Below are 12,646 nucleotides of genomic sequence, written 5' to 3' on the forward strand. Positions count from 1 at the left end.
CGGCGCGGGCGCCCTGGGCGTGGCGGACCGGGGCCGCCCCGGGCGCACCCCGGCGCATCAGCGCACGTGCGGAGTGCACCCTAAACTGAGTCGGTTGTGCTTCCGTGGTCCCGACCGGGCCGGGAGCGAGAAGTGAGGAGTCCCGTGGCCAAGCAACGAGAATCGCGATGGGTCCAGTGGATCGTGTCCCGGATCGTCCGGTTCATCCTGTGGATGGTGACCAAGCCCGAGTGGAAGGGCACGGAGAACGTGCCCGCCCGGGGCGGGGTCATCATCGCGGCGAACCACCTGTCGGTGACCGACCCCCTGACCGTCGCGCACTTCCTCTACATCGGAGCGCGCCGCTGGCCGACCTTCACGATGAAGGACGCGGTCATGAGGATCCCCGTGGTCCGGTCGGTGGCCAGGAGCACCGGGCAGATCCCGATCAAGCGCGGCAGCGCCGACGCGGTCAAGGCGCTGGGCGAGGCAGAGAAGGCGCTGACCCAGGACGGCTCCTCGGTGATCTTCTACCCCGAGGGCACCTGCACCCGCGACCCCGAGCTCTGGCCGATGACCGCCAAGAACGGTGTGGCGCGGTTGGCCCTGACCACGGGGGTGCCGGTCGTCCCGGTCGCGCACTGGGGCGAGCAGAACCTCCTGCCCTACGGGTCCAAGAAGCCCAGCCTCTTCCCGCGCAAGCGGATCCAGTTCAGCGCGGGCCCGCCGGTGGACCTGTCCGCCTTCCGGGACCAGCCGCTCACCGCGACCGTCCTGGAGGACGCGACCAAGGCGATCATGGCCGACATCACCGCCCTCCAGGCCGGGATCCGCGGCGAGCAGCCGCCCGCCGAGCCCTTCGACCTCAAGAAGGCCCGTCAGCGGGCCGCGGAGGCCAAGCGGTCCGAACGCGCCCCGGAGGAGCAGGAAGGTCGGCCGGAGAACGCCGGGACCGAAGGCGAGAACGGGAAGAACAACACGGGGGCATGACCGACCAGATGGGCGCTGAAGTGAAGGTCGCGGTACTGGGCAGCGGGTCCTGGGGGACCACGTTCGCCAACATCGTCGCTGACGCGGCGGACCTGCGAACGGCGGAGGGACACAAGACCGAGGTGGTCCTGTGGGGCCGCCGCGCCTCGGTGGTCGACGCGATCAACGAGAGTTCGGAGAATCCGGACTACTTTCCGGGGGTCACGCTCAACGAGGGGCTGCGCGCCACCACGGACCCGGCCGAGGCGCTGTCCGGCGCCCGGGTCGTGGTGCTCGCGGTCCCCTCGCAGTCCCTGCGGGAGAACCTGGCGGCCTGGCGCCCCCACATCCCCTCCGACGCGGTGGTCGTCAGCCTCATGAAGGGCGTCGAGCTGGGCAGCCTCATGCGGATGAGCCAGGTCGTCGGTGAGGTCCTGGACTTCCCCGAGGAGCGGATCGCCGTGGTGTCCGGGCCCAACCTGGCCCGGGAGATCGCCGAGCGCCAGCCGGCCACCGCCGTGGTGGCCTGCCCGCACGAGGAGACCGCGGTTCTGCTCCAGGACCTCTTCCGGTCGGCGTACTTCCGCCCCTACACCAGCACCGACCTCGTGGGGGTGGAGATCGGCGGCGCGATGAAGAACGTGATCGGCCTGGCGGTCGGCGTGGCCGAGGGCATGGGCCTCGGCGACAACACCAAGGCCTCGCTGATCACCCGCGGACTGGCCGAGACGACCCGCCTCGCGGTCACCCTCGGCGCGGACGAGCACACCCTGTCCGGTCTGGCCGGGATGGGTGACCTCGTGGCGACATGCTCCTCCCCGCTGTCGCGGAACCGGACCTTCGGTGAGAAACTGGGCGCGGGCAAGACCCTCGAACAGGTCGTCGCGGAGACCAAGCAGACGGCCGAGGGGGTCAAGTCCTCCGAGTCGATCCTCGAACTCGGGTGGGCCAACGGGGTCGACATGCCGATCACCGAGTCCGTCGTCAAGATGATGCACCACGACCTGAGCCCGGCCCAGGCGCTGGTGGCGTTCATGTCACGCAGCACCAAGCCGGAGCGCTACGGGGTCTGAGAGCGAGCACGATGTCACACACACCTGGTCCCGGGAGCACGGGCGAGCACACCAGGGCGGTCTCCCTCCCGGAGGCGCCGGTCCCCGCCGAACGCCCGATGCGGATGCCCGTCCACCGGTCCACCACCTACGCCTTCGACACCTCCCAGGGTTTCGCGGACGTACTGGCCGGCGCCCGGAGCGGTTACTCCTACGCCCGTATCGACAGCCCCACCGTGGACGCCTTCGCGGACGCGGTCGCGGCACTGGAGGGCGCGGGGCTCCCGGACCGGGTGCGCGGCCAGTCCTTCGCCTCCGGCATGGCCGCGATCAGCACCGTGCTGCTGGCGCTCACCGAGGCCGGATCGCACGTGGTGGCCTCCCGTTCCATCTACGGCAACACGTACTCGCTGCTGGACCGGCTGATGCGCCGGTTCGGCGTGCGCACCGACTTCGTGGACATCACCGACCTGGACGCGGTGCGCGCCGCGGTCGGCCCGCAGACGCGCGTGGTCTTCACCGAGACGCTGTCCAACCCCGCCATGACCGTGTCGGACCTGCCCGGGCTGGCGCAGATCTCCCGGGAGGCGGGCGCCGCCCTGGTGGTGGACTCCACGTTCGCCTCCCCGGCGGTCTGCCGCCCCCTGGAGTTCGGCGCCGACGCCGTGGTGCACTCCGCCACCAAGTACCTGGGCGGGCACAGCGACACCACCGGCGGTGTGGCGGTGGCCTCTCCCGACCTGATCGACCGGATCCGCTCGGCCCGGATCGACCTGGGCCCGTGCCTGGCCCCGGACGAGGCCTACCTGCTGCACCGCGGCCTGGAGACGCTGCCGCTGCGCGTCCAGCGCCAGTGCGAGACCGCGGCGGCCTTCGCCGCGGCCCTGGCGGAACACCCCCTCGTGGAGCGGGTCGACCATCCGTCTCTGGCCTCGCACCCGGAGCACGAGCTCGCGGGCAAGCTCTTCGACCAGGGCCGTTACGGCGCGGTCGTCACCGTCCACCCGCGTGGCGGCGTCGACGAGGGCATGGCCTTCGCCGACCGGCTCAGGGTGGCCACCATCGCCGCCTCCCTCGGTGGCACGCACACGCTGGCCGGGCACGTGGCCTCCACCTCGCACCGGAACATGGATGGCGCCGAACTGGCGGCCGCGGGCATCTCCCCGGGCGCGGTACGGTTCTCCGTCGGTCTGGAGGATCCCCGGGACCTCATCGACGACGCCCTCGCGGCGCTCGACGGGAGAAAGTGACACACCGGTGTTTTTCGCCCCGTACCGGTTCCATCAGTAGGCGAGATAGGGTCAGGCAGCATGTCCGAGCAGCGCAAGATTCGGGTCGCCGTCGTATTCGGCGGACGCAGTTCCGAACACGAGATCTCCTGCGTCACCGCGGGCAGCGTCCTGTCCGTCATCGACCAGGACCGTTACGAGGTCGTTCCGGTCGGGATCACCCCCACCGGCAACTGGGTACTGACCTCGGGTGACCCCGAGAGCCTGCGCATCGACGCGGCGACCAAGGCCCTGCCGACCGTCTCCGAGGACGGCACCGACCTGGTGCTGCCCTTCGACTCGGCCGGCCAGCTCATGACCGTGGCCCCGGAGCAGGGCCCCCGGCGCCTTGCCGAGGTGGACGTCGTGCTGCCGCTGCTGCACGGCCCCTTCGGCGAGGACGGCACCATCCAGGGCCTGTTCGAGATGATGGGCGTGCGCTACGCGGGCGCCGGGGTCTTCTCCAGCGCCGCGGCCATGGACAAGATCTTCATGAAGGCCCTCCTGGTCGGCAACGGTATTCCCACCAGCGACTTCGTCGCCATCACCGAGCGCACCTGGCGCAACGAGCGCAAGAGGCTGTTGGACGACGTCGCGGAGCTGGGCGCGACGGTGTTCGTCAAGCCCGCCCGCGCCGGGAGCAGCGTCGGCATCAGCAGGGTGAAGGACTCCTCCGACACCGACGCCGTGATCGCCGCGGTCGAGGCCGCCCGCGAGCACGACCCCAAGGTCCTGGTCGAGGCGCAGGTCGTGGGCCGCGAGATCGAGTGCGGAGTCCTGGAGGCGGAGGACGGCGGCACCCCCGACGTCTCCCTGCCCGCCGAGGTGCACGTGGCGGAGGGCTTCGACTTCTACGACTTCGAGGCCAAGTACCTGTCCACGAGCAGCCTCACCATCCCGGCCGAGATCCCGGAGGAGGCCACCGGGCGGCTGCGGAGGATGGCCGCCGACGTGTTCGAGGCCATGGGCTGCGAGGGCCTGGCCCGGGTGGACTTCTTCTACACCGAGGACGGCCGGATCCTCGTCAACGAGCTGAACACGATGCCCGGATTCACCCCGGCCTCGGCCTTCCCGCAGATGTGGGGGGCCACCGGGGTGGACTACGCGACACTCGTGGAGCGGATGATCACCACCGCCCTGCGCCGCGACCCCGGACTGCGCTGACCGGCGGAACCGGCACCACCGAACCGACGCCGAGGGGCGGACGACCGCGCGGTCGTCCGCCCCTCGGCGTCGGTCCTCCGAGCCCCTAGGTCCGCGGCGGATCCTGAGGCGGCCCCTGGGGTCCCCGCGGAGCCTGAGGCGGTGTCTGGCTCGGGTGGAGGCGCCCCTGGGGCGGCTGGTGCCCCTCGGGGGGCCCGGGGAGCAGCTCCCGGGCGAGGATGGTGCCGCCCGCAGTCGCCGCCGGGAACACCGCCACCGCCACGAACGGGATCGCCAGCAGGAAGTAGGTCGGGACCGAGAAGCCCAGCGTCCGCATACGCCGGGTACCCATGGAGCGGCGGCGGTCGCGGATACGCAGCAGACCGCGCCGGTCGAAGGCGGGAGCCGTCAGCTCGATCCCCAACAGCCAGCCGCCCATCACCGCGGTCAGCACGGGGCCGGCGATCCAGCCGACCAGCGGGACGAGCCCGATCAGGAACGCGCAGACCGTCACCGTCAGGGAGACCAGCACGATCACCACCGACTGGCGCACCGCCCTGGCCATCGAGGCCATCAGCGACTCCTCCGGGGCCTCGGGCGCACCGCCGAGCTCCTGCTCGACCAGTTCGGCGATCCTGTCGTAGATCGGCGCGCCCAGGGCCAGGGTCACCGTCGTGAACGCCACCACCATGACCAGGACCGACCCGGCCAGCAGAGCCACGGACAGGGCGCCGCGCAGCAGCCCCTGCCAGACGGTGTCCCAGTCCCGGGCGAACGGCGTCGCCCACGTCACCAGGTCCGCCAGGTTCACCGCCAGGGTGATCAGCGCCGCCAGGAACAGCAGCGACGTGATCAGCGCGGGCAGCGCACCCAACAGGAACAGGCGCGGTTTGCGCAGCACGATGCCCAGACCGCGCAGCAGGACGCCGAAACCACCGAAGACCTCATTCACAGCACTCACGGGCGAACCCTAGCGCTCGGAGACCGATCGGAACCACCCGGCCTCCGTGGTGAGCTCCTCGTGCGTCCCCGACTGCAGCACCCTTCCCTCACGGACCACGTAGATCCGGTCCACCCGGTCCAGGCCGGTGAGGTCGTGGGTGATGAGCAGGGTGGAGAACCCCCGGGCGGCGGCGAGCAGGTCGGCGACCACCCCGTCGCGCGTGTCCGGGTCCAGGTGCGCGGTCGGCTCGTCCAGCACGAGCACACGCGGTCCCGCCAGCACCGCCCTGGCCAGGGCCAGCCGCTGCCGCATCCCGCCGCTCAGCCCCAGGCCGTGCGAACCCACCTGCGTGTCCAGGCCCCTGGGCATCGCCTCGACCTCCTCGGCCAGCCGCGCCCTGCGCAGCGCCGCCCACAGTTCGTCGTCCTCGGCCCCCGGCCTGGCCAACCGCAGGTTCTCCCGGAGCGTGGACGCGAACACGTGCGGGTCCTGCGGGACCCCGGACACCACACGCCGTACCTCGTCGGCCGGGTAGTCGGTGACGTCGGTGCCGCCGATCTCCACGCGGCCGCCGTCCGGATCGCGGAAGCGCAGCAGGACCGAGGCGAGCGTGCTCTTACCCGCACCGCTCGGCCCGACCACCGCGACGGTCGCCCCGGCGGGGATCTCCAGGTCCACCCCGTCCAGTGCCCACGGCTCCCCGGGCCCGTACCGCACCCGAAGGTTGCGGACCCGCACCGTGGTGTCGGCCTCCGGATCGATCTCCAGGCCGGACCGCGCGGGAGCCGAGACCGCCGCCGGGGTGTCCAGCACACCGAACAGCCGCTCCCCGCTGGCCCGGATCGCCCCCAGCCTGGCCGCGACGGCGGGCAGCGGGGCGACGATCTCGAAGGCGGCGAGGGTGGTCAGCACCAGGACCGCCAGCGCGGTCGGGCCGATCGAACCGTCCGACACGGCGAGCACGCCCAGGAACAGCGCGCCCCACACGGTCAGCCCGGTGATGAGCGCGTTCGCCCCGGCGCTCAGCCCCAGGGTGGCGGCGTCGCGCGCCGCCACCCGGGTGAGCTCGGTGTCGGCCTCGTTCACCAGGGCCACCTGGCGCTCCATGGCCCCGTAGGCGACCAGGTCCGGTGCGCCCTGGAGGGTGTCGACCAGGGTGGTGGAGAGCCTGCCGCGCGCCACGGCCTCCCGGCGGCCCGGCCCGGTGCCCAGGGCGGCCGCGGCCAGCGGTACCGCGAGCCCGGCGAGCAGCAGGCCCGCCGCGAGCAGCAGGCCGCCGGGCACGTACACCGAGGTCAGGAACAGTACGGTCGCGCCGCCGGTGACCACCGAGACCAGCGGCGGGGCCAGCCCGCGCACCAACAGGTCGAGGGTGGTCTCGGTGTCGTTGACCAGGCGGGACACCAGGTCGCCGGAGCGGAAGCGGCCGAACGGTTCGGTCCCGGCCAGCCGCTCGTACACCCGGACCCGGACCTCGGCGAGGGTGCGGAAGGCGGCGTCGTGGGTGACCAGCCGCTCCAGGTAGCGGGTCACACCCTTGCTGACACCCAGGGCGCGGGTGGCGACCACGGCCACGCTCAGCGCGGTGATGGAGGGATGGTCGGCGGCGGTGGCCAGCATCCAGGCGGCGACGCCGAGCAGGGCCACGCCCGAGCCGGTGGCGGCGGCGCCGAGCAGCACACCCAGCGCGAACCGGCCTCCCCGGGGCCTGGCCAGTCCGATCATCCGGAGCAGCGGGTCCCTGCGCCGCTCCCGCTCGTCCACCTCGAACCCACCGGTCACGGCGGTCGGGTCCCCTCCGGTCCCGTTCGTCTCGGCGTTCATCGGTGCGCCTCCCGGGTCAGCAGCGGCAGTGCGGCGGTCCGCAGGTTCTCGCCGAGCACGGACTCGGCCCAGCCGGTGTCGTGGGCGACGATCACGGCGGTGCGCCCCTCCAGCAGGCGGGTCACGGCGGTGCGCACCGCCTTCGCGTTCTCCGGGTCCAGGTGCGCGGTGGGTTCGTCGAGCAGGACCAGCGGCGCGTCCCGGCACATCGCCCGGGCCAGCGCGATCCGCTGCCGCTGCCCGGCGGACAGCCGCGCGCCCCGCTCACCCAGGCGTGTGCCGTAGCCGTCGGGGAGAGCGGACACGAATCCGTCCGCCTCGGCCAGCCGCGCCGCCTCCCGGACCCGCTCCATGTCGGCGTCGGGGGCGCCCAACCGGATGTTGTCGGCGACGGAGACGTCGAACAGGTAGGGGTGCTGCGGTACCCAGGCGATGCCGAGCCGCCAGTCGTCGGCGGGCAGCCGGTCGAGGGGGGTCCACTCACCGCCGGGGGCCCGCACGCTGATCCGGCCCTCGGTGGGTTCACCGAGCCGCAGCAGCAGGGAGAGCAGGGTGGTCTTTCCGGAGCCGCTCGGTCCGGTGAGCAGCAGGCGCTCCCCGGCTCGCACGGTCAGGTCCAGCCCGGACAGGGCAGGGACGTCGCGGCCCGGGTAGAGCAGCCCGACCCCCTCGAACCGGATGTCCCCCGCCGCGGCGGGGGAGGGGGCGCCGGTCGGGGCAGGGGCCTGACCGGCCGCCTCGTCCCCAGCCGCGCCGGGCCCGGCCGTCTCCCGTCTGCGGTCCAGCTCGGTGAAGACCTGGTCGGCCGCGGCCACGCCCTCCATGCTCGCGTGGAAGCGCGCACCCACCTCGCGCAGCGGTAGGTAGGCCTCGGGGGCGAGGATCAGCACCAGGAGGGCGGTCTGGTAGTCCATGTGCCCGCCCAGCAGGCGCAGACCCACCTCGACGGCGACCAGCGCCACCGCCAGGGTGGCGAGCAGTTCCAGGGCGAAGGCCGACAGGAACGCGATCCGCAGCGTGCCCATGGTCGCCCTGCGGTGGTCCTCGCCGACACCGCGGATGATGGCGGCCTGCGCCTTGGCCCGACGGAAGACCGCCAGGGTCGGCAGCCCCTCCACGACGTCGAGGAAGTGCCCGCCCAGCCGGCTCAGCAGCCGCCACTGGCGTTCGGTGCGCTGCTGGGTGTGCATCCCGATCAGCGCCATGAAGACCGGGATGAGCGGCAGCGTCACCAGGATGACGGCCCCGGAGATCCAGTCCGCCCAGAAGACCACCGCCAGCACGGCGAACGGCACGATGCACGCCAGCACCAGCTGGGGCAGGTAACGGGAGAAGTACTCGTCGAGGGCGTCCAGGCCGCGGGTGGCCAGGGTGACGAGCTCGCCGGCCCTGGGCGCCCCGTCCTCCCGGTCGCCGCCCTCGGCCAGCCACACCTTGCCCGAACCGGTCACGTGCGCGACCAGCCTGCGCCGCAGCTGCGACTTGGTGCGGGCGGCGCTGTGCAGTGCCGAGGCCTCGGCGAGGTAGGACAGCAGGGCGCGGGCGACCGCGACGGCGGCCACCGCGGCGATCATCCAGCCGAGGGCGTCCATGCCCTCCCCGGCCCACGCCCCGGTGATGACCCGGGCGAGCAGCCAGGCCTGGATGAGGATCAGGCCGGTGATCAGCACGCCGCTGACGACGGTGACGGCCAGGTGCGTCCGGACCGCGTCTGCGGTGCGCACCAGGCGCGGATCGAGCGGTTTCATGTGCGGGTACCTCGTGGCGTCGGGACTCGACCGGACCTTCGGGGTTCGGTTCCGAAGGGGGCTCCGGCGCGGCGGATGCGGGGGACACGGGACACGGTGCGGGTCGGCCCAGTATCCCGGGGAGCCCGCCGGGAACGCCGCACCCCCCGTCTCCCGGGGCGATTCGGGGGGCAGGGGGCGCGGGCCTCGGAGGCGGGAGAGGCGGGAGCGGGCTCAGGCGGCCCGGCCCTGCTCCTTCCCGCCCGTGGTGACGGTGGAGCGGGTGATCTGTTCGCCGGTGACCCGCTGGCGGAACACCCAGTAGCTCCAGCCCTGGTAGCCCAGCACCAGAGGCAGGAACACCACCGCGACCCAGGTCATCAGGGTGAGCGTGTAGTCCGCCGAGGAGGCGTTGGCGACGGTCAGGCTGAACGCCGGGTCGGTGGTGGACGGGAGCACGTTCGGGAACAGCGAACCGAGCAGTGTGGCGAACGTGAGCACGATGGTCGCCGCGGTGGCGAGGAAGGACCACCCCTCACGGCGGAAGCGGGCCGCCGCGACCCCGCCCACCAGGGTCGCGACGGCGGTCAGTGCGAGCGGCAGGGTCCACGGGCCGCCGTGCGCGGACTGGGTCCACAGCAGGAAGGCGGTCACGGCGGGGACCGCGACGCAGGCGGCGCCCAGGGCGGCCCTCCGTGCGCGGACCCGGACCGGTCCGTCGGTCTTGAGGGTCAGGAAGACGGCGCCGTGCAGGGTGAACAGCGCCAGGGTGCTCACCCCGCCGAGCAGGGCGTGCGGGTTGAGCAGGTCGAGCGGGGACGCGGTGACGATGTGGTCGGCGTCCATGGCCACGCCCCGGACGATGTTGGCGAAGATCAGCCCCCACAGGAAGGCGGGCACGGCGCTGCCGAAGAAGATCGCCCGGTCCCACCAGTCCCGCCACCGGTCGCTGTCGCGCTTGTGGCGGTACTCGAACGCCACCCCGCGCACGATGAGCGCGATCAGGACGAGGAACACCGGCACGTAGAACCCGCTGAACACGGACGCGTACCAGGCGGGGAACGCGGCGAACATGGCGCCGACGGCGGTGATCATCCACACCTCGTTGGCGTCCCAGACCGGCCCGATGGCGTTGATGGCCACCCGGCGGTCCACGGAGTGGCGCCTGCCCATGAAGGGCATGAGGATCCCGACCCCGAAGTCGAACCCCTCCAGGAGGAAGAAGCCGGTCCACAGGACGGCGATGGCGGCGAACCAGATGACGGCCAGTTCCATGGTCGTTGGCTCCTAGTAGCTGAAGTGCGGGATCTGGGACTCGTCCTCGTCGTTCTCCAGGTCGGGAACGACGTGTGCGGGCCCCTTCTTGATGTACTTCCAGAGCAGGCCGACCTCGACGACGAACAGCAGCCCGTACACGGCGGTGAACAGGCCCAGGCTCATGGCGACCGTTCCGAGGCTGACCCCGGGCGAGACGCTGGCGGCGGTGAGCAGCTCGCCGTGGACCGTCCAGGGCTGGCGGCCCATCTCGGTGAGCACCCATCCGAAGATGTTGGCGGCCAGTGCGGCGGGCAGCGCGGCGATGGCCGCGTAGTAGAACCACCGGCTCCCGGGCATCCGCCCGCGTCCGCGGGTGAACCACAGGCCTGCGGCGGCGACGGCGATCCCGAACATCCCGAGCCCCATCATCAGCCGGAAGGACCAGTACACGACGAACACGTTGGGCATGTAGTCGCCGGGCCCGTAGTACTCCTCGTAGGCCTCCTGGAGGTTGTTCATGCCGTGCACCTCGCCGTCGAAGGTGCCGGTGGCCAGGAAGCTGAGGACGTTGGGGACGGTGACGTCGATGGGGTTGTGGCGCGCTTCGGTGTCGCCGACGGCGAAGGCGGAGAAGGCGGCGCCCTCCTCGGTGTCCCACAGGGCCTCGGCGGCGGCGAGCTTCATGGGCTCGTACTCGGCGGCGAGCTTGGCCTGGTGGTCACCGGAGAAGACGGTGAGGGCCCCGGCGGCCAGGGTGATGACCAGGCCGGTCCTGAGGGTGGAGCGGAACAGTGCGAAGTCCCGCCCGGGCGGGGTGACGCCGGCCTCGCCGGTGTCGTCGTGCCCGGCGTTGCGCCACAGCTTGTAGGCGCTGACCGCCACCACGAAGAGTCCGGCGGTGACGAAGGCGGCCGAGACGGTGTGCAGGTAGGTGGACCAGGCCTGGTCGTTGCTGAGTACGGCCCAGATGTCGTTGAGCTCGGCGCGGCCGGTCTCGGGGTTGACGTCGTAGCCCACCGGGCGGCGCATCCAGGCGTTGGCGGCCAGGATGAAGTAGGCCGACAGGTTGGTGCCGACGGCGACCACCCAGATGCAGGCCAGGTGGACGCCGCGTGGGAGCCGGTGCCAGCCGAAGATCCACAGTCCGATGAAGGTGGACTCCAGGAAGAAGGCCAGGAGGGCCTCCATGGCCAGGGGCGCCCCGAAGACGTCGCCGACGAAGCGTGAGTACTCGCTCCAGTTCATGCCGAACTGGAACTCCTGCACGATCCCGGTGACCACGCCCATGGCGAAGTTGATCAGGAACAGCTTGCCGAAGAACTGGGTGGCCTGGAGGTACTCGTGCCGTCCGGTGCGGTACCAGAAGGTCTGGAGCACGGCCACGATGAAGGACAGGCCGATCGTCAGGGGGACGAAGAGGAAGTGGTAGATCGTGGTGACCCCGAACTGCCACCTCGCCAGGTCAAGAGCTTCCATGCCCGCCTCTCAGGTACCGACTGCCGGTAGTACTACGAACTGTAGTGCTACTTTCCGTCGTAGTGGAGGGCGCCCCCCGGGTACCGGCGGCCCGAGGGGGTCCGGACGGTGTGGTCCCTGCGCCGGGGCCCGCACGCAGAAGCGGCGCACCCCCTGAACGGGGATGCGCCGCCTTGGTGCCGCGTCTTCGTCGGATTCACCGTCTTCGCAGGTGGAGCCGTTTCTCTCCTACTCGCGGAGCTCGATCATGCGCTCCATGTTCTCGACCTCGGACAGCTGGGCGTCGATCATCCCCTGGGCGAGGTTTGTGACGAGTTCCTCGTTGCCCAGGTCCACCTCGGCCTCGGCCATCTCGACCCCGCCGATGTGGTGGGCGATCATCAGTTCGAGGAAGAGCACCTCGGCCTCCACCCCCTCGGCCTCGTTCAGCTCCACGAGTTGCTCGCTGGTGGCCAGACCCGGCATGGTCTCGGGGACCTCCCCCTCGCCGCCGCCGTGCTCGTGGCCCTCCATCCAGGCCATCGGGGGTTCGGCCGAGCGCGAGTTCAGCCCCCACGCGGCCAGCCAGCCCTGCATCATCCCGATCTGGGCCTGCTGGGTCCTGGCCATGTCCGTGGCCACCGTGTGCAGCTCGACGTCCTCTGTCTTGTCGATGATGATCAGCGACATGTCCACTGCCTGGGCGTGGTGCGCGCTCATGTCGCGCAGGAAACCGGCGTCGGCCCCGGTGTCGAGCGGATAGGACGGCCGGCCCACCAGGAAGCCGCCGACCAGCGCCAGCACGACCAGGGTCGCGGCCATCCAGAGGGGGACGGTGCGCTGCTGCGCGGCGGCGCCCACACCGCCGGGGGAGGACTCCTCGGGGCCGTCCGGCCCGTCCTCGTTCGACGCTTCTTCGGTGCCGTCAGCGTCCGCGGACGCCGGGCCGGTCACATGCCCCATCGGAACCACCTTGGTCAAATCGCACAACTCTGGTGCCAAAGTAGAGGGTAGGAAAGTCCTATTCGA

General features: G+C 71.7%; 10 protein-coding genes. 4 read left to right on the forward strand and 6 right to left on the reverse strand.

All coding sequences use genetic code 11. The features are described from left to right. The first annotated feature begins 144 nt into the window (after nt 1-144). The 4 genes from IE195_RS21055 to IE195_RS21070 are packed head-to-tail and all read left to right on the forward strand — an operon-like array spanning nt 145 to nt 4,432. The gene (locus IE195_RS21055; RefSeq protein ID WP_191274231.1) at nt 145-969 is read left to right on the forward strand and encodes a lysophospholipid acyltransferase family protein; all 825 of its coding nucleotides are present in this window, start codon (nt 145-147) and stop codon (nt 967-969) included. Next, nucleotides 966-2,021: an NAD(P)H-dependent glycerol-3-phosphate dehydrogenase gene (locus tag IE195_RS21060; RefSeq protein ID WP_191274233.1), complete on the forward strand. Its 1,056-nt coding sequence runs from the start codon at nt 966-968 to the stop codon at nt 2,019-2,021. Before IE195_RS21055 ends, IE195_RS21060 begins: the two co-directional genes overlap by 4 nt. Before the next feature lie 11 nt (nt 2,022-2,032). Further along, nucleotides 2,033-3,250, forward strand: coding sequence for a trans-sulfuration enzyme family protein (locus IE195_RS21065; RefSeq protein ID WP_191274235.1), 1,218 nt, complete (start codon nt 2,033-2,035; stop codon nt 3,248-3,250). 60 nt (nt 3,251-3,310) lie between these two features. Continuing rightward, entirely contained in the window at nt 3,311-4,432 is a 1,122-nt protein-coding gene (locus IE195_RS21070) for a D-alanine--D-alanine ligase family protein (protein WP_191274237.1), read from the forward strand. A gap of 85 nt (nt 4,433-4,517) precedes the next feature. On the opposite strand, the gene IE195_RS21075 is transcribed toward IE195_RS21070, so the two are convergent. From IE195_RS21075 to IE195_RS21100, 6 genes are all read right to left on the reverse strand, one after another. Continuing rightward, the gene (locus tag IE195_RS21075; protein ID WP_191274239.1) at nt 4,518-5,372 is read right to left on the reverse strand and encodes an EI24 domain-containing protein; all 855 of its coding nucleotides are present in this window, start codon (nt 5,370-5,372) and stop codon (nt 4,518-4,520) included. A gap of 9 nt (nt 5,373-5,381) precedes the next feature. After that, a complete protein-coding gene (cydC, locus tag IE195_RS21080; protein WP_191274248.1) occupies nt 5,382-7,178 on the reverse strand; it encodes a thiol reductant ABC exporter subunit CydC in 1,797 nt (598 codons plus the stop codon). After that, nucleotides 7,175-8,926 carry a thiol reductant ABC exporter subunit CydD gene (cydD, locus tag IE195_RS21085; protein WP_191274257.1) on the reverse strand — a complete coding sequence of 584 codons (1,752 nt, stop codon included), beginning with the start codon at nt 8,924-8,926 and terminating at the stop codon, nt 7,175-7,177. Before cydD ends, cydC begins: the two co-directional genes overlap by 4 nt. Nucleotides 8,927-9,139: 213 nt before the next feature. After that, nucleotides 9,140-10,180 (reverse strand): cytochrome d ubiquinol oxidase subunit II, encoded by a 1,041-nt coding sequence (cydB, locus tag IE195_RS21090; RefSeq protein ID WP_191274259.1) that lies wholly within the window; start codon nt 10,178-10,180, stop codon nt 9,140-9,142. A gap of 12 nt (nt 10,181-10,192) precedes the next feature. Then, on the reverse strand, nt 10,193-11,638 hold the full coding sequence (locus IE195_RS21095) for a cytochrome ubiquinol oxidase subunit I (RefSeq protein ID WP_191274261.1): 1,446 nt from the start codon (nt 11,636-11,638) through the stop codon (nt 10,193-10,195). 228 nt (nt 11,639-11,866) lie between these two features. Continuing rightward, nucleotides 11,867-12,580, reverse strand: coding sequence for a DUF305 domain-containing protein (locus tag IE195_RS21100; protein ID WP_191274263.1), 714 nt, complete (start codon nt 12,578-12,580; stop codon nt 11,867-11,869). Between the last annotated feature and the right edge of the window lie 66 nt (nt 12,581-12,646).

The sequence above is a fragment of the Nocardiopsis terrae genome (assembly GCF_014651695.1).
Classification (GTDB): Bacteria; Actinomycetota; Actinomycetes; order Streptosporangiales; family Streptosporangiaceae; genus Nocardiopsis; species Nocardiopsis terrae.

Excerpts from the sequence above, each read along its gene's own strand:
- IE195_RS21060 (WP_191274233.1), top strand. The coding sequence starts at position 966 with ATGACCGACCAGATGGGCGCTGAAGTGAAGGTCGCGGTACTGGGCAGC.
- IE195_RS21065 (WP_191274235.1), top strand. The coding sequence starts at position 2,033 with ATGTCACACACACCTGGTCCCGGGAGCACGGGCGAGCACACCAGGGCG.
- IE195_RS21070 (WP_191274237.1), top strand. The coding sequence starts at position 3,311 with ATGTCCGAGCAGCGCAAGATTCGGGTCGCCGTCGTATTCGGCGGACGC.
- cydC (WP_191274248.1), bottom strand. The coding sequence starts at position 7,178 with ATGAACGCCGAGACGAACGGGACCGGAGGGGACCCGACCGCCGTGACC.
- cydD (WP_191274257.1), bottom strand. The coding sequence starts at position 8,926 with ATGAAACCGCTCGATCCGCGCCTGGTGCGCACCGCAGACGCGGTCCGG.
- cydB (WP_191274259.1), bottom strand. The coding sequence starts at position 10,180 with ATGGAACTGGCCGTCATCTGGTTCGCCGCCATCGCCGTCCTGTGGACC.
- IE195_RS21095 (WP_191274261.1), bottom strand. The coding sequence starts at position 11,638 with ATGGAAGCTCTTGACCTGGCGAGGTGGCAGTTCGGGGTCACCACGATC.
- IE195_RS21100 (WP_191274263.1), bottom strand. The coding sequence starts at position 12,580 with ATGGGGCATGTGACCGGCCCGGCGTCCGCGGACGCTGACGGCACCGAA.